Here is a 21,412-nt window from a genome sequence, read left to right on the forward strand (position 1 = left end):
TACAGACTGAAGAGGTGGGAGAGGCTTGAATAAAAAGAAAAAAAAGAAGACGCATGTGCCATTCAGGCTGAATATGGTGTTTTTTGCAGTATTTTTGTTATTCTCGATGCTGATTTTAAGACTAGGCATAGTTCAGATCGTATACGGAGAAGATTTTAAAAGAGAAATTGAACGTACAGAGGATGTTACAGTGAACAATCCGGTTCCGCGAGGGAAAATGTATGACCGGAATATGAAAACGATTGTCGATAACACGCCAAGCAAGGCGATTACGTATACAAAGAGCCAGGGCACCGAAACGAAGGAAATGCTCATGATAGCAGAACGCCTGGCGAAATTGATCAATAAGGATACTGAAGAAGACTTGAAAAAAGTCCGGGAGAGAGACAAAAAGGATTATTGGATCTTAAGAAATGAAGAGAGGGCTAAGGAAAAAGTCAAGGAAGAAGAATGGGCCCTTTATGATGATAAAAAGCTCGATGATAAAGCAATCTATAATCTTCAGCTAGACCGTATCTCCAAGAACGAGCTTGATGAATTGACGAAAGAAGATATGGAAATCCTCGCCATTTTCCGTGAATTAATCAGCGGGTATGCCTTATCGCCGCAAATCGTCAAAAAAGATGTTACGCCTGAAGAATATGCTGTAGTCAGCGAAAATCTTGAAATGCTCCCTGGTGTAGATACAACAACTGATTGGGAGAGACATTACACGTTTGATAAAACCTTAAAATCCATTCTGGGCAAGGTAAGTGATTCAGAGAAGGGTCTGCCAAAAGAAAAACTTGAGTATTACCTTTCACGCGATTATAGCCGAAATGACAGGGTAGGGTTAAGTTATATTGAGCAGCAATATGAAGACGTACTCCACGGCCAAAAAGCGAAAGTGAAAAATATTACGGATAAAGCAGGAAACGTGCTGGATACAAAGGTAATCACAGAAGGACAGCGAGGAAAGGATCTTGTGCTTACTGTTGACATGGATCTACAGTTAGCGGTCGAGAAGATTATCGAAGAAGAATTAGCAAAGGCAAAGCAGACGTCAAGAACAAGTCTATTGGACAGGGCATTTGTTGTCTTGATGGATCCGAATACTGGAGAAATCCTGACGCTTGCCGGAAAACAGATAGTAAAAGATGAGGATACAGGGAAAACGGTCATGCAGGACTTTGCGAGCGGCAACTTTACAACGTCATATAACGTTGGATCCGCAGTCAAAGGTGCTACAATTCTCACTGGTTTTAAGACTGGTGCCATAAATCCAGGAACGCAGTTTTACGATACACCGATAAAAATCAAAGGTACAAATCCCAAGAAATCATGGAAAGCAGGGCTTGGCACACTTGATGATCGCAATGCATTAAAGGTTTCCTCGAACGTTTACATGTTCAGGACAGCAATCAACATAGGTAAAGGAAATTATAAGTATGATCAGCCATTGTATCTCCAACCAGAAGCCTTCGATACAATGAGGAACTATTTCAGCCAATTTGGTCTCGGAGCTAGAACCGGAATCGATCTACCTAACGAAATGGTCGGCTTTAAGGGTACAGAAAGAAGACCAGGTCTTTTGCTTGACTTTGCGATTGGACAATATGATACGTATACACCATTACAGCTTGCGCAATATGCTTCTACCGTTGCAAATGGTGGAAACCGACTTCAGCCAAGGATTGTAAGGGAAATACGCGAGCCCGTGATGAAGAATAATGAAGTGGGTCCTGTTCTTAATGAATTCGAACCTGTGATCCTTAATAAAGTTGATGCCAAGTCGGAATGGTTTGACAGAGTCCAGGAAGGATTCAGGAGAGTCATGCAAGAGAGAGGCGGCACAGCCTACGGATCCTTTTACACTGCTGATTATAAACCAGCAGGCAAGACTGGTACGGCACAGGCTTTTTATGATGGGCCACAGAGAAGCAAGTTTGACAAGCCTCCTGAGGTAATGAATTTAAGCCTTATTGCATATGCGCCACATGAGAATCCAGAGATTGCCATGGCAGTCATGGTCCCCTGGGCATATGAAGGAAATCAGGGCCATCATGCGAATAATGATATTGGACGCAGGGTCCTTGATACGTTTTTTGAGTTGAAAAAGAAACGGACAGAAGGAAATATGAACCCAGAACAGCCGATTCAGCAAGTTGAAAAGAAAGAAGAAGGTACCGAACTTTTAGAAGAAATCGAAGTTGAAATTGAACAATAGTGCTTGAAAACTGTCTCTTTTGGGACAGTTTTTTTTTTATTTCACTGGGTATACTATCCTCAACCGGACAACTTAAATGTATACCTGTTTTTAGAAAAATTTATCCAGGATTCAATTAAATTTACAAAACCTTTACATTCAGTTAAAACCGCGTTAAAAGAAAAGCTTTATTCTAAGCTTGTAGGATTTAAACAACCACATCTCGTAGGGGGAATTAAGGAATGAAGAGTCTTAAAAAGATGAGCCTGTTTTTAATGCTGGCAGCTGTAATGGTATTCGCTGCAGCTTGTGGAGGCGGAGATAACGAAGGTGGAAATGGCGAAGAACTAGAAGGCAGCGTAGTCATTGACGGTTCAGGTACAGTTTATCCATTTATGGCTCGCATGGCTGAAAACTATATGGGAGAACAAGAAAATGTCTCTGTAGAAGTTAGCCGCTCCGGAACTTCAGCAGGTTTCAAGAAATTCCTTGCTAAAGACGGTACTGACTACAACGATGCTTCCCGCCAGATCAAGGACGAGGAAAAAGCTAAAGCAGAAGAGCTTGGCATCGAAGTGCAGGAAATGAAGGTTGCATTAGACGGTATCACAATCGTAATCAATAAAGACAATGACTGGGCTACTGAGCTTACTGAACAAGAAGTAAAAGATATTTTCCTTGCTAGCGCAGGAAAGAAAAAATGGTCGGATGTCCGTGCTGATTTCCCAGATGAAGAAATCAAGACCTATGGTCCTAATGAAAACCACGGAACTTACGAGTTCATGTTTGAAAACATCCTTGAAGAACAGGACCTTCCTGAAAACATTAACTTGCAGCAGGATTACTCAACTCTAGTGGATCTTGTTTCTAAAGATAAGAATGCAATTGGTTTCTTCGGTTACGGTTACTATGACAGCAATAAAGATAAGCTGTCAGCGGTTAAAGTTGACTTTGGTAATGGACCAGTAGAACCATCATTAGACACAATCAAAGAAGATGGCGACTATGCTCCATTCACACGCCCTGTTTTCACTTACATGAACGTGAATAATGCAAAAGAAAAGGCGCAAGTGCTAGATTACGCAATCTACACAATGGAGAACGCTAAAGATGTTGCAGCAGAAACTGGATTTGCTCCTTTATCTGATGCAGACATCGAAGCAGCTCTTGATACTTTAAATGGGTTGAAGAAGTAAAACCTTACTACGAGGAGATGAGAGGTCTAACCTTCTCATCTTCTTGCGTGTGTTAAATATTAATTTGTTTTCCCTGGGGTATTGTTGAAAAGGCTTTTCCTTGGATGAGAAGGATGAAAGGGGTTTTACACGTGGCAAAAAGCGTTGTTCACGATAGCGGTAAAAAGCTGAATGTACGTGAAATCATACAAGAAAAGAAAAAGACAAAAAGTGTCAGCAATTTAACGGAAAAATTAATACCGAAAATTTTATTTGGAATTGCAGCAATCTCTGTTTTTACGACAATTGGAATTGTACTTACTTTATTAACGGAAACAATCGCCTTTTTTAAAGACGTTCCTTTCATAGATTTCTTTACGGGTACTAAATTGAAGCCATTGGGAGAAAATGCTGTATTTGGAGTATTGCCTTTGCTTACTGGGACATTAATTTCAACAGTCATCGCGATGCTCGTTGCTATCCCTGTTGGGCTTATGACAGCTATTTTCTTGAGTGAGTATGCATCTGAACGGACACGAAAAGTGTTAAAGCCTATACTTGAAATTTTGGCAGGAATTCCAACGATTGTTTATGGATTTTTTGCTTTCACATTTGTAACTCCTTTGTTAAGATCATTCATTCCTGGCCTGGAACCGACAAATATTTTGAGCCCGGGAATTGTGATGGGGATCATGATTATCCCGATGGTTGCTTCATTATCAGAAGATGCGATGAGTTCTGTGCCGAATGCGATGAGAGAAGGCGCATTGGCTTTAGGAGCAACAAAGCTTGAAGTAACCTGGAAAGTAGTCATTCCTGCAGCGATTTCAGGGATTATCGCTTCATTCGTGCTAGGAATTTCCAGAGCTATTGGTGAAACGATGATTGTTGCAATAGCGAGCGGAAGTTCAAAAAACTTCACTTTCGATGTCACGCAATCGATGCAGACAATGACAGCTTATATAGTAGAAGTAACAGGAGGAGAGGCTGCTGCCGGCACAACTCTGTACTACAGCCTTTATGCAGTAGCCATGACCCTGTTTGTCTTCACGCTGATCATGAACCTTGTAGCTCAATATATCTCTCGAAGGTTCAGGGAGGAATATTAATATGAAATATGTAGACGCGAAACAAGTCCATAAAAAAATGGGTTCCCGCTTACTGGCGAACAAACTTGCAAAAGCACTTTTCTTAATGGCGACACTATTCGGCCTTGTAGTATTGGTCGTATTAATCTATCGTGTATTGACAGCCGGATTGCCATGGATCAACATGGATTTCCTGACTAACCGCCTGTCTACTGACCCCGGAAGAGCCGGTATTTGGGGCGCCATCATGGGAACATTCTGGCTGATGCTCGTAGTGGCTCCTGTCACGATGATCCTGGGGATTGGGACAGCTATTTATCTTGAAGAGTATGCAACAAAGGGTCGTATCTCTTCATTCATTAAAACAAATATCTCGAATTTGGCTGGTGTTCCATCCGTAGTTTTTGGTATCCTTGGTCTAACAGTTTTCGCAAGGGCTCTAGACTTAGGTTCAGTAGTGCTTGCCGGCGGTTTGACCATGGCTTTGCTTGTCCTGCCAGTCGTAGTTGTGGCCAGCCAGGAAGCAATACGTGCCGTTCCTCAATTTTTACGGGAAGCTTCTTTTGGAATGGGTGCTACAAAATGGCAGACAATCAAGAACGTCGTCTTGCCAGCCGCTTTGCCTGGAATTCTTACAGGTGTAATCCTTGCCTTATCTCGTGCGATTGGTGAAACGGCACCACTTGTTGTAATTGGAATACCTGCGTTGTTAATTCCTATTCCAGACGGAATCTTTGATAAATTCACGATTTTGCCAGTTCAGATTTATTACTGGACAATTGACTCTGCACTTGTAGCTGAATATGCAAACCTTGCAGCGGCAACAATCGTCATTCTATTGCTAGTTTTGTTTGTAATGAACTCAATTGCTATTTTGATTCGGAATAAATTTCAAAAAAGATATTAGTCTGGGAGGTTTTAACTTATGTCAACAGTGACGGATAAGACAAATGTAAATGTAAATACAGCTGCAGGAAATGAAGGCGCAAAAGATAATAAGAAGGTTGTTTATGATACTAAGGACCTTAACCTTTGGTATGGTGAAGGACATGCGTTGAAAAATATTAATTTAGCGATCAATGAGAATGAAGTAACAGCAATCATCGGACCATCCGGCTGCGGAAAATCAACTTATATTAAAACATTGAACCGAATGGTTGAAATGGTTCCTTCTGTTAAAATTTCCGGTGAGATTTTATACAGGGGCCGGAACATTCTTGAAAAATCTTATCAGGTTGAAGATTTAAGAACGAGCGTAGGGATGGTATTCCAGAAACCGAATCCATTCCCGAAATCCATTTATGAAAATATCGTTTATGGTCCGAAGATTCATGGCATCCGTGATAAAAAAATCCTAGATGAAATTGTAGAAAAAAGCCTTAGGGGAGCAGCAATCTGGGACGAAGTAAAAGACCGTTTGAACCAGAATGCTTATGGTCTTTCTGGCGGACAGCAACAGCGTATCTGTATCGCCCGCGCGCTGGCGATTGAACCAGATGTTATCCTGATGGATGAACCAACGTCAGCACTTGATCCAATTTCAACATTGAAGGTTGAGGAGCTTGTCCAGGAATTGAAAAAAGACTTCAGCATCATCATCGTAACGCACAACATGCAGCAGGCTGCCCGTATCTCTGACAAGACTGCATTCTTCCTGAATGGCGAGGTCATTGAATTTGCTGAGACGGATAAAATTTTCTCCAATCCATCAGACAAAAGGACAGAGGATTACATTACTGGACGTTTCGGTTGATTTTTCCTAATAATTTCACTGGAAGGATGAGGACTCATGGTAGTAAGAGGTAAATTTGATGAAGATCTTAAAACTTTGCACGGAAAATTGATGGAGCTTGGTAATTTCGCAGTAAATGCACTAAATAAATCTCTTGAATCACTCGAAAACAAAGATATCGAACTCGCGTTGAAAATTCTTGAGGATGATGCAGAGGCCAATATCATGGAAGAGGAAATCAATGACTTTGCGATTTTATTGATTGCAAAGCAGCAGCCTGTAGCGGTTGATTTAAGAAGGCTGATTGTTGCTATAAAAATCGCGACTGATATCGAAAGAATGGCAGACTTCGCCGTTAATATCGCGAAATCCACTATCCGCATTGGAAATGAACCATTAGTTAAACCTATTGAACACATTAAGCAGATGCACCAGCTGTCTGTAGAAATGCTGACATTATCTTTAGAAGCATACAATGAGGAAGATTTAGGCAAAGCGAAACAGGTTGCCCAGATGGATGATCAAGTAGATGATCTGTATGGACAGACAATCAAGGATTTGTTAAGCCTTGCCCGAAGCAAACCAGAGCAGCTGGCTCAAATCACCCAGCTGTCATTCATCAGCCGTTACCTCGAAAGAGCAGCTGATCACGTTACAAACATCGCAGAAAATGTCTTTTACCTTGTAAAAGGAAAAAGATACGACCTAAACCAATAGTCCACAGTGAACACGCTCCTATAAAGAGAGCGTGTTTTTTTATTTCAAAAAGTAAATATTCGATTAGAGCGCAAAACCAAAGACCCTCTGATAGAGGGTCTCAGCTAGTAGATAAAAGGGGTCCGGAAAGGTCTCATTCCGAACCTTATGTTTTTGGATAGAATTTCCCAATAGGGTAGACATTTGTTGTTGGCTTTCCTTTTACGGTTTTAAGTTCTTTCTCGTATTTTGGGGCAAAGGAGAGGCCCTGCTTTTACCGTTTTCATTTTTTTCTCGCAGTTTGGGGCAAAGGAGAGGCCCTGCTTTTACCGTTTTGGGTTAGTTCTCGCAGTTTGGGGAGTCAAGCCCACTATTATGTGTAAAATCATTCCTTAGGAAAATCAAGTTATACAGCTGATATATTTTTGATGTACTGGAAGGGGGGTACCCCCCTTCCAGTACATCAAAAATTTCGCTTCGCGGACCCTACTTCTTCTTACCTTTAGTCTTCTTCCTTTTCTTTGATGATTCGTTTTCCAACTTCCTCTGCGTAATCCATCAGGACAGCTCCGATCAATCTGAAAGCTGATTGTGTGTTAGGAAAGATCCTAATTACTTGTTCTCTTCTACGGACCTCTCCATTTATTCTCTCTAATGAATTTGTGCTTCGAATATGCTTATGGAACATTGGTTTCTCATCAAGGTACTGTATTGCATCTTCGAAGCCGTCTTCTAAAATCTCTATTGCTTTCGCAAGTTTTGAATTGTCTCCGTATTTTTCAATGAACTCTGTTTTGTATTTTCTCGCGTCTTCCACTTTCGCTACTTCGAATATTCTCTTTAGTGCGATCTTCACTTCATCCATCTCTTTTTTCGGCATATGGGTGATGATATTCTTTTTGAAATGGACCGTGCATCGCTGCCAGGCGGATCCTACAAACTCTTTTCCAATGGCAGCTTTTAAGCCCTTATGGGCATCGGAAATGATCAGCTTAGGTGCTTGTAAACCTCTTGACTGTAAGTGTTGGAAGAATCGTTGCCACGCTTCACAACTCTCCACATGATCTACACGTAAGCCAAGGATTTCCCGTCTGTTATTCTCATCAACGGCAGTGGCAATATAGACTGCTTTAGAAACAACACGATTGTGCTCCCTTACTTTGATATACATGGCGTCCGCAAAGATATAAGGGTAGTACATGGTATTTAGCGGCCGGTTCGCCCATTTGTTCACTACAGGATCCAACTTTTCCGTGAGAGTGGATACGAAGGATTTGGATACTTTTTGTCCACAGAGTTGTTCTACGATATTGGATACTTTTCGAGTGGAAACTCCATTTACGACCATTTCAAGCATAGAGAGGACAAAAGCCTGGTCACATCGAGCGTATTGTTCAAACACACTGGTAGAAAAATCACCACTTCGAGTACGAGGCACTCTCAGTACTATCTTTCCAATGCTTAATAAAAGTTCTCGTTCATAGTATCCGTTTCTGTAGTCGTGACGACTAGGTGTGCGCTCATAGGCACTTGCTTTTAAATGGTCATCACGCTCTTTTTCCATGAACTCATTTAATACCAAGACAATGGATGCCTTGATCACAGAATCGATGTTTGAATCCATGACGGATTCTTTTAAAATGTCAAGATTTAGGTTAAACTGTAATTGAGTCATAATTAATTCCTCCACATTGTTTTCGTCGCTGATAACATTGTTGACTAAAGGAATTAATTTGACTCATTTTCTTTTTACACAATTATATGGGCTTAATCTAAGAGTCGACGAAAACAGGTCGCCAATAATGCCGATTGGTGACCTAAAATCTCAGATTCACTGAAAACTGGTCACCAATGATGCCGATTGGTGACCTAAAATCCGAGAGTGAATGAAAACAGGTCACCAATAATGCCGATTGGTGACCTAAAATCCGAGAGTGAATGAAAACAGGTCACCAATGATGCAGATTGGTGACCTAAAATCTAAGAGTCGACGAAAACAGGTCACCCATGATACAGATTGGTGACCTAAAATCTAAGAGTGAATGAAAACAGGTCACCAATGATACAGATTGGTGACCTAAAATCCGGGAGTAGATGAAAACAGGTCACCAATAATGCCGATTGGTGACCTAAAATCCGAGAGTGAATGAAAACAGGTCACAATGATGCCGATTGGTGACCTAGAATCCGAGAGTCGATGAAAACAGGTCACCAATGAAGCTGATTGGGGACCAACCGGCTTATCCTCTCTGTTTTTTCTAATTACTATAGTAACTCTGCACAATGCAAAAAGCAGGACAGCAGAATTGCTGACCTGCTTTTTGCAAATCCCTTAGAACGTATATGCAAGATCCTTCGCACGGGCAATTCCATTCTCTTTGATTTCCTGTGCTTTTTCTGGGTTAGCATTATGGCCTTCCAGGAACAGACCTTCAGTTGAAGGTACACCGAAGAAGTTCATAATTGTTTCGATGTAGCGGTGTCCCATTTCCATATTTGCTGCAGGACCTTCTGAGTAATATCCTCCGCGCGCCTGAATGTGGAGAACCTTTTTGTCTGTCATCAAACCGACAGGGCCTTCCTGTGTGTACCTGAATGTTTTGCCAGCTACTGCAACTGCATCAAGATATGCCTTCATAACTGGAGGGAATGAGAAGTTCCAAAGCGGTGTAACAAATACAATTTTGTCTGCTGCCGTGAACTGGTCAACAAGTTCAGCAAGACGGCCGATTTTTGCCTGCTCGTCTGCAGATAGCGCTGCGAATTCAGTGCCTTTTTGCAGCTTTCCCCAGCCTCCTAAAACATCTGCATCGATGTGCGGAATGTTTTCCTTAAATAAATCCAGTTGAATGATCTCATCGTTCTTGTTCAATTCCTTGTACGTCTCGATGAACGCCTTTCCTGCTGCCAAACTGAAGGATTGCTCCTCGGTTAGCGGATGTGCTGTGATGTATAAAACCGTTGCCATGATGTAATTCCACCTTTTTTTTGATGTATTGTAAATAATTTGAGAATTTTAAATCTCGAATTAAAAAGTGTTTACTTCGAGATAATACTCCGTTTTAAAAGTGTGGTCAATAAAATTGCTCACTAGAAAATGCTTTACTTTATCTTAAAGTTTTCAAGGCTCCGGTCCACACTACAACCTCATCTAGCATGGTGTTGACATTATTAAGATGCAGGGCTTGTGGCTTGAATTCAGCACCATTTTCAAAGTCTGTAAATAATGACAATGTTGGATGTGTACGGATGTCAGCAATTTTCAATTCACCGCAGATTCCTCTTAGATGCTACGCCGCACATGCACCGCCAGTTGATCCATAACTTACAATGCCAGCTGCCTTGTTGTTCCATGCCTCACGCGCAAAATCTAGCGCGTTTTCAAAGCACCGGTGATACTGTGATATTCCTGCACGATGACGAATCCATCAAGGAATGCGAGCTTTTCATTCCAACTTCCACCACATGAATTCAATTAATTTCCTTTGCTGCCAGCTGCTGTTTCTAGGTTGATGCGGTTTCCTGAAGGATCAACAGTATACACACCATACTCTTCTTCTGTAACAGATGCTCCGATTTCTTTTAACCGGGCAATCGTTGCAATTACCGACTCTTCATTCGGCAATACCAATGTAAATGATTCAAGACCTGCACTGTTAACTGGTGGTTTAGGCGCACCTATGCCATTCCAGGTATTCAGTCCGATATGGTGATGGTATTTACCTGATGAAATGAATAAAGCCTGTGATCCATAACGGCAAACCACTTCGAATCCAAGACCTTTTGTATAAAATTCCTCTGTATTGGCTAATTCGGAAACATGTAAATGGATATGCCCCATTATTGTCCCTGCCGGGAGTCCATTCCATGATTCATCCTTTCCTTCTGCAAGCAGATTTTCTGCATCCAGCGCTTGGGTAGCCATCACTACTTCGTTATCATTCCAATCCCATTTTGACGCTGGGCGATCTGTATAGATTTCAATCCCATTGCCATCAGGATCCGCTAAATAGAGGGCTTCACTTACAAGGTGGTCGGATGCTCCCTGCAGAGGATAGCCTAACTTAAGAAAGTGCCTAACAATATTTGCTAAATCAGAACGCTGTGGCAATAAAAGCGCAAAATGGTATAGTCCTGCGGTTCTTGCCTGTTTTGGTATGACGTCTTCTGGCTGTTCAATCGATAGTAAGACTGTCTTTCCGTCAGCAGTCAGCTTAGCTGATCTTTCCGTTTGTTCATATACTTTGAAGCCAATAACTTCTTTATAGAAGGCAAGTGCACGCTCGAAATTTTGTACTTTAAGATTTACCTGCCCTACAAAAGTAACCGGCGGCTGATGAAAATTCATATCTGTTTCCTCCTTTTGATATCGCTTAAGCATTTTTTGATTGAAAAAGTACATTTTCCAATGCGAAAAGTGACTTATTTGTCATCGCTAGATAAATAGAGATGGCCAGTAAAGCTAAATCCAATTCATACCCAGCCATTTGCCCGTTTCCAAGGAATCCGCCAGCCAGTTTCACTTTTACGATCGCTACAGCCAGAACGATCGCAAATAAGATTGAGATTATTCTTGTACCCATTCCCAGCAGCATTGCCAAGCCGCCAACTAATTCAATGATTGCTACAAGATACGCTGTAAAACCTGGCAATCCAAGGCTTTCAAAGAAACCAGCTGTGTTTTCAATTCCACCCTGGAACTTTGCTGCACCATGAATTAAAAATGTTATACCCAATATTACCCTTAAAATCGTTGCGCCTGCTTCATTATTTTTTATCATTTGCCTTTTCCTCCAATTAGATGAATTTTAACGAGTATATTAACTGCAGTTTAATATATAAGTCGTTAGTTAGTTACTTTATGTAAGTAATTATATTTTTGTAATTTAATTACGTCAAGTAATTATTTTATAAAAAGTAATTTATTTTTTAGCTGATGTGTTTATAATATAAGTAAGGAGTGATGAAAATGGATAAGTCGATTTGTCCCAGATTCGAAAAAGCGATGACCATCCTTAGCCAGCGATGGACTGGAATGATCATATATCAGCTGCTTTCTGGACCGCAGCGCTTTTGCACCATTGAATCCTCCATAGGAGTGAGTGGCAGAGTGCTTTCAGAGCGATTGAAGGATTTGGAGATCGAAGGGATTGTAAAACGTAAAGTTTATCCAGACACTCCAGTCCGAATCGAATACTCATTGACTGATAAAGGGATTGCGCTTGAACCTCTTATGAGGGATATTGAAAAATGGTCACAGAGCTGGCTGGAAGTATAAAAAATAGATTTCCAATAGGGATCCAATATGAAATTTCTTGAAAAAGCACTCGGCCACCGAGTGCTTTTTTGCATTAAAAAAAGACGTATGCCCATTCATACGCCTTACTAGAACTTCACATTATGATTTTCTTTTACCGGCCTAAAAAAGAGTTAAGCATCCAGACATGCTTCTCCAGCCCTGATTGAATCGAAAGTAGCAAATCGCCTGTCGTTTCATCATTTGCTGCATCTGCCAATTCCATTCCTTGCTTCAATTCCTGGATCATTGTTGAATAGTCTTCTACTATAGTTGCGACCATTTTCTGTGCTGTTTCTCTTCCCTCAGCTTCTTTTACCGAGGATTGCTCCAAAGCTCCTGCCATTGTTGCAACTGGCTTGTCCCCCATAGCCAGCAGCCTTTCTGCGAGTTCATCGATATGCAGGGCAGCTTCGTTGTAAAGCTCTTCAAACTTTGCATGCAAGGTGAAAAATTCAGGTCCTGTTACATACCAATGATAGTTATGAAGCTTGATAAACATCACGCTCCAGTTCGCAATTTGCCTGTTGACCGCTTGAGACAATTCACTCATTTGAATCCCTCCAATTCATATGTACGGCTTAATTATAGTCCAAGATTATCCAGCAATGGCCGTAATCACGAATTGTTCACAGTACTGTCAACTTTCGTTAAATCGCTGATTTTTTCTAGACAAGTTCTGTGCCAGTACCGGCGCAAAATCCATAATTCTCCATAAACTATACATAAAAAGAGATAAATTTCTCCAAACTATATGTATAGAACTGGAGGTGATCGTAAATGGGATTACTAAATGCGCTGAACCAGTGGAGAAATACGCGATATGAGAATCATGTTACTAATATGAAAGAACAGAATAAATGCCCTGACTGCTACGGAAGAGGATTCTATCCGTTTTCCGCCAATGAGTTTGTTTATTATGCCGCACCGTACGAATGTCCTGGCTGCAATGGCAGCGGACTGTATTCCGACTGGGATACCAGCGCGAATTGATGTCCAAAAAACTGGCCGCTGCAAGATGCAGCGGCCAGTTTTCATTTCTTGTGATGTTCGTTTTTAATAGATAAGGTATTCTTCTCTCACCTGTTTAAACTGATTTAATTCATCTTCCCACTGTGCTTTGATTTCTTCGACAGATTGTCCATTTTCAATCGCTTCCCTGATCCATCCGTTACCTGTCAAAAGGTCGAAGAAGGAAATTCCCCTGCTGTCTTCTGGACGGAACTGGAAATCTTCCGGATACATATCATGAATCGTTTTTACAAGGTGAAGACCTGTTTCAACTGGCTTGAATGAGTTGCGGTCAGTGATATGGATCTGGATGCCATGCGAAAGGGTCCCGGCATGCTTTGAAAAAGTCGGAATGAACGATGCAGCCCGGAATTTGACCCCTGGAAGATCCAAAGAGTTCAATTCTTCAGCAAGGTCGTCTGAATTGATGAAAGGCGCGCCAATCAGTTCAAACGGTTTGGTCGTCCCTCTTCCTTCCGATACATTCGTCCCTTCAATCAAAGCAGCTCCCGGATAAACTAGTGCCGTTTCAAGTGTAGGCATGTTTGGTGAAGGCGGAACGAATTCAAGCGGTGTTTCATCATAGAACATATTTCGCTTCCAGCCATCCATTTCCACTACTGTTAAATCTGCTCCGATATTAAATTCTTTATTGAAGAGCTTGGCGAGTTCACCTACCGTCATGCCATGGCGCAACGGGATTTCATAGTTTCCAACAAATGATTTGTATTCAGTTTCAAGCACTGGTCCCTCCACTTTATATCCGCCAAGGGGATTCGGGCGATCCAGGACGATGAAGGGAATGTTGTTTTCCTTCGCAGCTTCCATTGCATATGCCATCGTATAGATGTAAGTGTAGAACCTTGTCCCCACATCCTGGATATCAAACAGCAGGACATCGACATTCTCAAGCATCTCTGGTGTTGGCTTCTTTGTTTTACCATAGAGACTGTAGACAGGAAGATTTGTTTTCTCATCGATGTAATATTCAACATAAGCTCCTGCCTGTGCACTTCCCCGGACACCATGCTCTGGTCCGTATAAAGCAGTCAATTCCACATCCGGGTCATTGAAAAGCAGGTCAACAACACTGGTAAGATTTTGGTCAATGCCAGTCGGATTCGTGATCAAACCTACGCGCTTGCCTTTGATCAAATCCTTATGCTCCTCGAGAAGCGTTTCCGCTCCTACTTTGAACTTCTTGTGATCCTGGCTTTTGCCCTGGCCATTATCATGGTTCGCCATTGCTGCCGTCAGAGAGGAGAGAATCAAGACAGTTGTTAGGATTGTAACTAGCCATTTTTTCAACGCTATCACTCCTGTTTTTATAATTGGTTGAATCTTATTTGAAGATTGACATAGAGTTCAATCAATATTCGACTGCAACTCTATTAAAATTACTTTTATGAGGCTGAAATAAGAGAGTTATTCTAAATTTTTTCGATATATTCCTAAACCCAGCTGCTTTATTCCTAATTTTTTCGTTATATTCCTTAAACCAGACTTGTTATTCCTGAATTTCTTGTTTTATTCCTAAATACGGCCGACCCTAGTTTAAGGATTAATATTAGGGAGGAGTGCTCCCCCGGAGATATCGAAATGAATAAAATAAAAGGCAGGCGCAAATCATGAAGCCTGCCTATTCACATTTAGTAGGTTAACCCGTGCCCAAACTGATACAGTACGCCGCCATTCAAATCAGGTATTGTGATTGGAAGCTTGCCAGTAGGTGAGAACTCTCCCAGCAATGCCCCCGCTGTAGCTTCAAAGCTTGAAGGCCTGAATCCATATTGCGTCAGGTAAGCGTCAATTTCCGGGTAAGCCATGATGTCATATGGATTGCGAATGCCTACTCCAATAACAGGTGCATCTGTCATGCCGATAATCTGGTTGACCATCAACATTTGTGCGCTGGAAGGAGAGCGTCCTGCAACACTGAAAGTATAGCTGCCGACCACAACAGCGCTGGCATTCTTGATTTGATCAAGCTGAGCTTCCGACAGCTTGTAATTGGTTGTCGAAATGATAGTTGTGTTTTCATGGCGCTCTTTAATCGCGCTGCCCAAATCGTTTACGAACGTATTCCCAACCACGACAACCTGGTCATCATTGTTCAAAGGCAATGCAGCGTCATTTTTAACTAATGTAATTGACTTCTCGGCTGCTTCTTTTTCTATCTGCTTATGTTCAGCAGAACCAACCACCTTCAGCGCATTTGCGACTTTTTCTTCAACTGAAGCAGGAGTTTCCTCCTTAATCACACCGCGTTTTACCTTCAAGGTTAAAATTCGTTTTACCGAAGCTTCAATTCTGTCTTCGGAAATCTCACCGTTTTTCACGGCATCCAGCAAGCCATTCGCCACTTCTTCCAGCCCCACTGGCATCAGAACGATATCAGTACCCGCCTTAACAGCACGGATTGCTGCATCTACCGGACCAAAATGGTCAGCGATTGCTTTCATGTTCATTGCATCTGTTGTAATAACACCTTCATAGCCCATTTCTTCACGCATCAATTCTGTCAGCACCTTGTAGGAAAGTGTTGCCGGAATCGCGATTTCTTCTCCTGTTTTCTGTGAGATGGCTTTTGTGCCGTCAATTTTAGGGAAGGTGACATGAGCTGTCATAATCGCATCGATGCCTGCTTCCATTCCCTTTTGGAACGGATAGAGCTCAACCTGCTTCAATCGTTCTTTATCGTGCGGAACTTCCGGTAAACCAAGGTGCGAATCGACTGCGGTATCTCCATGTCCAGGGAAGTGTTTTGCTGTCGCCGCTACACCTGCGGCCTGGAGTCCTTTTGTATAAGCTACACCCATGTCAGCAACAAGCTGTGGGTCTTCGCCAAATGAACGGACGCCGATGACCGGATTGTCAGGATTGTTGTTAACATCCATTACCGGTGCGAAGTTCATGTTGATGCCGAGTGAGGCAAGCTCTTCACCGATTGCGTTTCCAACATTCCATGAAATCTCAGGTGACCTGGTTGCTCCCAATGCCATATTGCCTGGCATATCTGTTCCGGACTGAAGTCTTGTTACGATTCCACCCTCCTGGTCGATGGTAAGCAGCAGGCCGAATTTTTCAGCAGCAGCTTGATAATCTGATACAAGGCGCGCTGTTTGTTCTGTTGTGACAACATTCTCGCGGAACAGGATGACTCCGCCCAAATGATATTTTTTCACGAGTTGCTCGATTTCCGGGAGCATCTCAGTAACATTTTTACCGTTCCAATTCCTGAAATCCGGCATCAGCATCTGTCCTGCTTTTTCTTCCAATGTCATTTTGCTGATTGCGTTGCCGATGACGTCATATCTTTGACCTTCCTGCTTGATGACGGCAGCTTCGGATTCAGGTTTCCCTTTCTCCGCCTCTGTTTTTGAGGATGGTTTCACTTTATAGTCGAGGGCAATTCGGTCCTTAAAAGTACCGTCTGTGACCGTAATGAATGTTCTTCCATTTTGCCCCGTAAATTGGACATTTCCGTTAGTGTCTACTTCCGCAACATTTTTGTTTGCGGAATCCCAGACAAGGTTTTTGGATGCAAGCATGAAATGCCCTTCGCGATAAACATGAAGTGCCTTCAATTGAATGCTTCCACCGTTAATGACCGTTTCTGCTTCAGGAACGTTCTGGTAGATCACAAGGTCTTCCACCTGGTCAGCATCCTCAGCCTTTGCTATTCTCAAGGAACTGCCGAACAGCATTTGTGAAAATGCCAGAACAACTGCTAACGAATAAAGCATCAGTTTACTCATTTTTCTCATGCATATCTCCTCCATTTTCATATTTTATCCAAATCATTGAATATTAGTGGTTCAATAATTCCTCTGTTCCCAGCCTTCACCTGAAAACTCAGTCTCTATTTGCTCACCGTCAAAGGTTGCTAGTTTAATATTGTCAACATACCAGCCACGGCCATTCGTGTAGCTGTCTGTTTTATAATGGAAGCGGATGTACTTGGTTCCCGCAGGAATTTCAGCTTCAGCCGTATTCCAGTCGATGCTGCTGCCTGTCAAAACTGAAGCCTTCTCCCAGTTTTCTCCGTCTTCAGAGATTTCCACGTAACCATAATCAGCTTGCGCTTCAATTCGATGCCATGTTTGGAATGATAGCTTTGCAGGCTTGTCCAGTGTCACTTCTGACGTCAGCGTGCGTTGAAGTTTGTCTCCATAGCCGGAGAACCATGCAGCACCATCCGGTATCTCGACTGGAATCGCATCGGCAACCTGTCTTGCCAGCTGTCTGCGCGCGACATTGGTTGATACCGTGTTACGGCTAGGGTGCACCCGATTTGTAAGCAGGATCGCAATGGTGCCATTGTTTCTGTTGACGACGATCGAAGTACCCGTATAACCTGTATGGCCTAATGAAGAACCTTCAGATAAAGCATCCATGAACCAGCCCTGGGCAAGTTCCCAGCCTAATCCGTGGTCATTGCCAGGAAATTGTGGAATCTGGTTTTCTATAATCTTATTGACTGTTTCAGGTTTTAAGATTTGGACGCTGCCATAACGGCCATCATTCAAATACATATGGGCAAGCTTGGCGAGATCTGGGGCTGTTGAGAAAACACCTGCATGACCTGCAACACCATCCAGGGACCATGCATTTTCGTCATGCACTTCGCCCCAGACAATGCCCCTGTTGGTCCATGGCTGGTATTCAGTGGCCGCAATCCGATTTTTCAAAGACGCTGGAGGATTGTAAAAAGTATCGTTCATTTTCAGCGGACCTGTAATGTGGTCCTTAACAAAATCATCCTGGCGCTGTCCTGAAAGGCGCTCAACCAAAACACCGAGCGTGATCATGTTGAGATCACTGTATGTATATTTGCTGCCCGGTTCATTGCTTAATGGCTGCTGCAGGACCAAATCGATTCGTTCCTCACGGCTGCTTCCTTTTGTGTAAAGCGGAATCCAAGCTGTAAAACCTGATGTATGGGTAAGGAGCTGACGGATTGTCACGTCTCCCTTGCCGTTTGCTGCAAATTCAGGAATGTGCTCTGATACTTTGTCATCCAGCTCAAAACGACCTTGGTCATAAAGAATCATGGCAGCAGTTGTCGTGAAAATTTTACTGATGGAGGCAAGATCAAAAATTGTATCTTCTTCCATCTTGATTGGATTGCTGGTCTCTGTGAATTGATCATCTTCATACTTGTATGCATGCCCATAGGCTTCATGTTTCACGATATGACCGCGGCGGGCAACGAATGCGACTGCTCCTGGCATGACCCGGTCAGCGATCATTCTGTTCATATGGCCATCGATTTCATCCAGCGGCTCCTGTACCATCCCTGCGCCACGGACTGAACCTCTGTGGAGCACGAGAGATAACGGTCCTGGATTGTCCCATGAGAAAACAGGATGTGCTTGCTGGTAACCTGCTTTCCCCTCCCTTTGTTCGATAGACGCCCCTGGACCTGAATTACCTTCTGCAAATGACACTGGAATGAACACTCCCGTACCTAGCACTGCTGCTAAAGCGATTGATAGTGGCTTTTTCTTCATGTTTCCTCCTTTTCCGAGCCGTGGCTCTACATAATCTTTAAATCTATGAAAAGGCTTTCAATATGTATCTTTAGACTATCTAAGCAACAGTATAGATGTCTATACCACCTTAGACCCAACAACCCTATAAATTAGAAAAATCCCAGGACTAGCATCCCGGGAAATTCGATTCATTTTTGTAAAAATATTCAAACTATTTATCGAAAAACTTCTTATAAATTTCCCAACATACAATTGGCACGTTGACTTTATGGCTTATCTTCTCTTATTTTCTTTCTGTTTAATCCAGTACCTGATTCCTCTTCCAGCAAATGGTTCGTCCTTGAATCTTGGAATTACATGAAGATGGGCATGGAAAATCGACTGACCTCCTGCCTTTCCTGTATTCCAGCCTACACTGTAACCATCTGGAGAAAACTTTTTATCGAGTAATTCCTTAGCCAGAAGCAGCAATTCTCTTGAACCGCTAAACTCTTGAGCTGACAAATCAAATACGTCCCGCTTATGCTTTTTTGGAATGATCAATCCGCTTCCAAGCAAAACCTGCTGCTCAGATTCCTTTTGGATGAAATAACAAGTTTCATTCTCAAAAACTATGTCTTGTTCAACATCCGCCTTTATGTTGCAATATGGACAATCTTCTCTGTACATTTTTAATCTCCTCTTCAAACTAGATTCATAAGAACATTAATTCGTGCTTTGCTTTTTATACGAATTCGAAAAAGAAAAGATTCAAAAAGCAGAGCCCACATTGGACCCTGCTTTAGTGGAATTCATTTATTTATCTATCACTTTTTTCATCGCATGGATTTGGCCAAGGTGATAGGATTCATGGAATAATGCCATGTTGGCTAGTTCTCCGAATGTCTCAAGCCCAAGAAACGGTTTTTTAAGATTTTCATTAAGCATTTCAGCCGGTACTTCCGTAATCCTTCCTAATTGTTCCTTCAATTGTTGAGCCAGTACCTCCACAGTAGGAATATCACCACTCCAATCTGCAGGACGCGTACCATTGCCAAATAGTTCTATGTAGTTTTCCGGAAGATGGTGTGATTTTTTTGGGTAGCCCATCATGAATTGTTCAGCCACTGTCAAAACGTGGCCGATGTGCCAGTGGATTGTATTGTTAAAGCCTTCTGGCTGTACACTTGCCTGTTCGGAAGTGATAGATTCAATGTTTTTGATAAAAAAACCTCTCGTCATCTCAAACTGTTTGAATAAAAGATCGCTCATTTCCCTTCCCCTTTCCAGCTTGTATTTCATATTTATTCCTATTCTAAATTTATCCTGTATATGCCGCAAGGATAAAGGTATTTGTCAATATACCTATATAGGTATAAATAGACATAAAAGGAAAACTACTGACAAAATTTGTTCATAACATTATGGCTGATATGTGACTTCATATTTTATTCACAGATTAATACCAATCCATTTGATATTTTATAAGTGTACTAATAATTAATTATTTTTGAAGGGAAGCGATTTATATGTTCGCGAAATGGTTAAGAGAAAACAATATTGCTGCTGGCCTGCTGACTGTCCTGAGGGTTTGGCTTGGATATAACTGGATGACTGCTGGTTGGGGCAAATTGACTGGCCCTGGCTTTGACGCTTCTGGCTATTTGAAAAATGCCGTTGCGAATCCGGTTAAGGGTCCAGACGGAAACATGGTGTACGGTTGGTACGTGAGCTTCCTTGAAAACATCGCGATTCCGAACGTCGATATCTTCAACTTTATCGTTCCACTTGGCGAATTCTTGATCGGTCTTGGTTTGATCCTTGGTGCACTGACAACTGCTGCGATGTTCTTCGGCTTAGTGATGAACTTCAGTTTCTTCCTTGCCGGAACTGTATCTCATAACCCAACTGACATCTTCTTCGGCTTCATCATCCTGTTCGCTGGATTCAACGCTGGGAAGTATGGTTTAGACCGCTGGGTTGTGCCTTTCATCCGAAAGACTGTATTTAAACAAACACCAGAGGCCGCACATAAAGCTGCATAACAAATATAGAAAATCCCCTCCGCTGCTAAACTGGCGGAGGGGATTTTTATGGTCTATTATTTAGGCTCTTCTCGTAAACCTTGTTGCTTTTACAACTTAATTAATTTTATTCGAAAAGCAACATTCATTGTGACAACAGAAATTACTTATCATCCATGGTTTTTAGCATAATTCTCTTTCTGAAGCCACCGCTTCGGTTCTTTTTTAACTGCCGCATGAATTCTACTTCGGATTCCGTTATGCCGCGATGCTCTGCGATTGCATATATAATCTCAAGCAAGTCCACTATCTCACTTAGCAGCCTGTCCGTTCCAGCATTGCGGAACTTTTCAACTTCATCATTGAATTTCTCCATTAGCTTTTCGCTGTATTGACTGCTGCTTAATTCCTCAAACTCTGCTTCTCTCCCCTTTTCCTTCATTAATTCCGGAAAATAGTCTCTTACAAGCTTGTTATATTCCTTTTTCTCCATGTCATTGCTCCTTTTGATGTCCTACTGATAAACATATCCTTAAATTTATAGGTTCAAACGCAAATTCATATGGAATCATTTGCACAAACTAGAATGCAGCTGATTTGTCCGGGTAGTCCCATAGGTTATCGTTGAAAAATTTAATTTGCCCTTAGATAATCAGCACTCATTCGTAAATGCTTGTCCAATATCAGCAAACCGGAAATTTGTCAGAGCCATTCTAATTGAATGCGTCTAG

The 21,412-nt window shown here is 42.0% G+C and carries 20 protein-coding genes and 1 pseudogene; 9 read left to right on the forward strand and 12 right to left on the reverse strand.

The genetic code is table 11. The annotated features are described in order from the left end of the window. The first annotated feature begins 73 nt into the window (after positions 1–73). From M3204_RS06190 to phoU, 6 genes are all read left to right on the forward strand, one after another. Entirely contained in the window at positions 74–2,206 is a 2,133-nt protein-coding gene (locus M3204_RS06190; protein WP_251479941.1) for a peptidoglycan D,D-transpeptidase FtsI family protein, read from the forward strand. Positions 2,207–2,427: 221 nt separating this feature from the next. Then, positions 2,428–3,381 carry a PstS family phosphate ABC transporter substrate-binding protein gene (locus M3204_RS06195; RefSeq protein WP_251479654.1) on the forward strand — a complete coding sequence of 318 codons (954 nt, stop codon included), beginning with the start codon at positions 2,428–2,430 and terminating at the stop codon, positions 3,379–3,381. A gap of 113 nt (positions 3,382–3,494) precedes the next feature. Further along, positions 3,495–4,469, forward strand: coding sequence for a phosphate ABC transporter permease subunit PstC (gene pstC / locus M3204_RS06200; protein ID WP_251479656.1), 975 nt, complete (start codon positions 3,495–3,497; stop codon positions 4,467–4,469). 1 nt (position 4,470) lies between these two features. After that, positions 4,471–5,355 carry a phosphate ABC transporter permease PstA gene (gene pstA / locus M3204_RS06205; RefSeq protein WP_251479658.1) on the forward strand — a complete coding sequence of 295 codons (885 nt, stop codon included), beginning with the start codon at positions 4,471–4,473 and terminating at the stop codon, positions 5,353–5,355. Between the two features lie 18 nt (positions 5,356–5,373). After that, on the forward strand, positions 5,374–6,201 hold the full coding sequence (gene pstB / locus M3204_RS06210; RefSeq protein WP_251479662.1) for a phosphate ABC transporter ATP-binding protein PstB: 828 nt from the start codon (positions 5,374–5,376) through the stop codon (positions 6,199–6,201). A 36-nt stretch (positions 6,202–6,237) separates the two neighbouring features. After that, positions 6,238–6,897, forward strand: a complete 660-nt coding sequence (gene phoU, locus M3204_RS06215; protein WP_251479665.1) for a phosphate signaling complex protein PhoU — start codon at positions 6,238–6,240, stop codon at positions 6,895–6,897. A gap of 481 nt (positions 6,898–7,378) precedes the next feature. On the opposite strand, the gene M3204_RS06220 is transcribed toward phoU, so the two are convergent. The 5 genes and pseudogenes from M3204_RS06220 to M3204_RS06240 form a co-directional block, all read right to left on the reverse strand. Beyond that, entirely contained in the window at positions 7,379–8,551 is a 1,173-nt protein-coding gene (locus M3204_RS06220) for an IS256 family transposase (protein WP_251479668.1), read from the reverse strand. Between the two features lie 657 nt (positions 8,552–9,208). Then, positions 9,209–9,844: an FMN-dependent NADH-azoreductase gene (locus M3204_RS06225; protein WP_251479671.1), complete on the reverse strand. Its 636-nt coding sequence runs from the start codon at positions 9,842–9,844 to the stop codon at positions 9,209–9,211. Positions 9,845–9,983: 139 nt separating this feature from the next. Beyond that, a pseudogene (locus tag M3204_RS06230) lies at positions 9,984–10,333 on the reverse strand (NADPH-dependent FMN reductase); the annotation flags it as partial. Between the two features lie 18 nt (positions 10,334–10,351). Next, positions 10,352–11,224: a VOC family protein gene (locus tag M3204_RS06235; RefSeq protein WP_251479674.1), complete on the reverse strand. Its 873-nt coding sequence runs from the start codon at positions 11,222–11,224 to the stop codon at positions 10,352–10,354. Positions 11,225–11,249: 25 nt separating this feature from the next. Next, the gene (locus M3204_RS06240) at positions 11,250–11,657 is read right to left on the reverse strand and encodes a DoxX family protein (RefSeq protein WP_251479677.1); all 408 of its coding nucleotides are present in this window, start codon (positions 11,655–11,657) and stop codon (positions 11,250–11,252) included. A 188-nt stretch (positions 11,658–11,845) separates the two neighbouring features. On the opposite strand from M3204_RS06240, the gene M3204_RS06245 reads away from it, so the two are divergent. Beyond that, a complete protein-coding gene (locus M3204_RS06245) occupies positions 11,846–12,154 on the forward strand; it encodes a winged helix-turn-helix transcriptional regulator (protein WP_251479679.1) in 309 nt (102 codons plus the stop codon). A 133-nt stretch (positions 12,155–12,287) separates the two neighbouring features. Here M3204_RS06245 and M3204_RS06250 read toward each other — a convergent pair whose 3' ends face one another. Beyond that, a complete protein-coding gene (locus M3204_RS06250; RefSeq protein ID WP_251479683.1) occupies positions 12,288–12,725 on the reverse strand; it encodes a Dps family protein in 438 nt (145 codons plus the stop codon). Between the two features lie 227 nt (positions 12,726–12,952). On the opposite strand from M3204_RS06250, the gene M3204_RS06255 reads away from it, so the two are divergent. Further along, complete coding sequence (locus M3204_RS06255; RefSeq protein ID WP_251479686.1) at positions 12,953–13,165, forward strand: methionine aminopeptidase; 213 nt, start codon at positions 12,953–12,955, stop codon at positions 13,163–13,165. A gap of 63 nt (positions 13,166–13,228) precedes the next feature. On the opposite strand, the gene M3204_RS06260 is transcribed toward M3204_RS06255, so the two are convergent. From M3204_RS06260 to M3204_RS06280, 5 genes are all read right to left on the reverse strand, one after another. Continuing rightward, positions 13,229–14,491 (reverse strand): exo-beta-N-acetylmuramidase NamZ family protein, encoded by a 1,263-nt coding sequence (locus M3204_RS06260; protein WP_251479688.1) that lies wholly within the window; start codon positions 14,489–14,491, stop codon positions 13,229–13,231. A gap of 341 nt (positions 14,492–14,832) precedes the next feature. Continuing rightward, entirely contained in the window at positions 14,833–16,950 is a 2,118-nt protein-coding gene (locus tag M3204_RS06265) for a glycoside hydrolase family 3 N-terminal domain-containing protein (RefSeq protein WP_435367737.1), read from the reverse strand. Between the two features lie 51 nt (positions 16,951–17,001). Beyond that, positions 17,002–18,696, reverse strand: coding sequence for a serine hydrolase (locus M3204_RS06270; protein ID WP_251479691.1), 1,695 nt, complete (start codon positions 18,694–18,696; stop codon positions 17,002–17,004). A gap of 255 nt (positions 18,697–18,951) precedes the next feature. Further along, positions 18,952–19,347: an HIT family protein gene (locus tag M3204_RS06275; RefSeq protein ID WP_251479694.1), complete on the reverse strand. Its 396-nt coding sequence runs from the start codon at positions 19,345–19,347 to the stop codon at positions 18,952–18,954. 126 nt (positions 19,348–19,473) lie between these two features. Beyond that, positions 19,474–19,929 carry a DinB family protein gene (locus M3204_RS06280; protein WP_251479697.1) on the reverse strand — a complete coding sequence of 152 codons (456 nt, stop codon included), beginning with the start codon at positions 19,927–19,929 and terminating at the stop codon, positions 19,474–19,476. Positions 19,930–20,186: 257 nt separating this feature from the next. Here M3204_RS06280 and M3204_RS06285 point away from each other — a divergent pair, with 257 nt between their 5' ends. Next, positions 20,187–20,702 carry a DoxX family protein gene (locus tag M3204_RS06285; RefSeq protein ID WP_251479701.1) on the forward strand — a complete coding sequence of 172 codons (516 nt, stop codon included), beginning with the start codon at positions 20,187–20,189 and terminating at the stop codon, positions 20,700–20,702. A 142-nt stretch (positions 20,703–20,844) separates the two neighbouring features. Here M3204_RS06285 and M3204_RS06290 read toward each other — a convergent pair whose 3' ends face one another. Next, positions 20,845–21,174 (reverse strand): nucleoside triphosphate pyrophosphohydrolase, encoded by a 330-nt coding sequence (locus M3204_RS06290; protein ID WP_251479703.1) that lies wholly within the window; start codon positions 21,172–21,174, stop codon positions 20,845–20,847. Positions 21,175–21,412 lie beyond the last annotated feature (238 nt).

The sequence above is a fragment of the Mesobacillus subterraneus genome, assembly GCF_023715485.1.
Lineage (GTDB): Bacteria > Bacillota > Bacilli > Bacillales > Cytobacillaceae > Mesobacillus > Mesobacillus subterraneus_B.

Excerpts from the sequence above, each read along its gene's own strand:
- M3204_RS06190 (WP_251479941.1), top strand. The coding sequence starts at position 74 with ATGGTGTTTTTTGCAGTATTTTTGTTATTCTCGATGCTGATTTTAAGA.
- M3204_RS06195 (WP_251479654.1), top strand. The coding sequence starts at position 2,428 with ATGAAGAGTCTTAAAAAGATGAGCCTGTTTTTAATGCTGGCAGCTGTA.
- pstC (WP_251479656.1), top strand. The coding sequence starts at position 3,495 with ATGAAAGGGGTTTTACACGTGGCAAAAAGCGTTGTTCACGATAGCGGT.
- pstA (WP_251479658.1), top strand. The coding sequence starts at position 4,471 with ATGAAATATGTAGACGCGAAACAAGTCCATAAAAAAATGGGTTCCCGC.
- pstB (WP_251479662.1), top strand. The coding sequence starts at position 5,374 with ATGTCAACAGTGACGGATAAGACAAATGTAAATGTAAATACAGCTGCA.
- phoU (WP_251479665.1), top strand. The coding sequence starts at position 6,238 with ATGGTAGTAAGAGGTAAATTTGATGAAGATCTTAAAACTTTGCACGGA.
- M3204_RS06220 (WP_251479668.1), bottom strand. The coding sequence starts at position 8,551 with ATGACTCAATTACAGTTTAACCTAAATCTTGACATTTTAAAAGAATCC.
- M3204_RS06225 (WP_251479671.1), bottom strand. The coding sequence starts at position 9,844 with ATGGCAACGGTTTTATACATCACAGCACATCCGCTAACCGAGGAGCAA.
- M3204_RS06235 (WP_251479674.1), bottom strand. The coding sequence starts at position 11,224 with ATGAATTTTCATCAGCCGCCGGTTACTTTTGTAGGGCAGGTAAATCTT.
- M3204_RS06240 (WP_251479677.1), bottom strand. The coding sequence starts at position 11,657 with ATGATAAAAAATAATGAAGCAGGCGCAACGATTTTAAGGGTAATATTG.
- M3204_RS06245 (WP_251479679.1), top strand. The coding sequence starts at position 11,846 with ATGGATAAGTCGATTTGTCCCAGATTCGAAAAAGCGATGACCATCCTT.
- M3204_RS06250 (WP_251479683.1), bottom strand. The coding sequence starts at position 12,725 with ATGAGTGAATTGTCTCAAGCGGTCAACAGGCAAATTGCGAACTGGAGC.
- M3204_RS06255 (WP_251479686.1), top strand. The coding sequence starts at position 12,953 with ATGGGATTACTAAATGCGCTGAACCAGTGGAGAAATACGCGATATGAG.
- M3204_RS06265 (WP_435367737.1), bottom strand. The coding sequence starts at position 16,950 with ATGAGAAAAATGAGTAAACTGATGCTTTATTCGTTAGCAGTTGTTCTG.
- M3204_RS06270 (WP_251479691.1), bottom strand. The coding sequence starts at position 18,696 with ATGAAGAAAAAGCCACTATCAATCGCTTTAGCAGCAGTGCTAGGTACG.
- M3204_RS06275 (WP_251479694.1), bottom strand. The coding sequence starts at position 19,347 with ATGTACAGAGAAGATTGTCCATATTGCAACATAAAGGCGGATGTTGAA.
- M3204_RS06280 (WP_251479697.1), bottom strand. The coding sequence starts at position 19,929 with ATGAGCGATCTTTTATTCAAACAGTTTGAGATGACGAGAGGTTTTTTT.
- M3204_RS06285 (WP_251479701.1), top strand. The coding sequence starts at position 20,187 with ATGTTCGCGAAATGGTTAAGAGAAAACAATATTGCTGCTGGCCTGCTG.
- M3204_RS06290 (WP_251479703.1), bottom strand. The coding sequence starts at position 21,174 with ATGGAGAAAAAGGAATATAACAAGCTTGTAAGAGACTATTTTCCGGAA.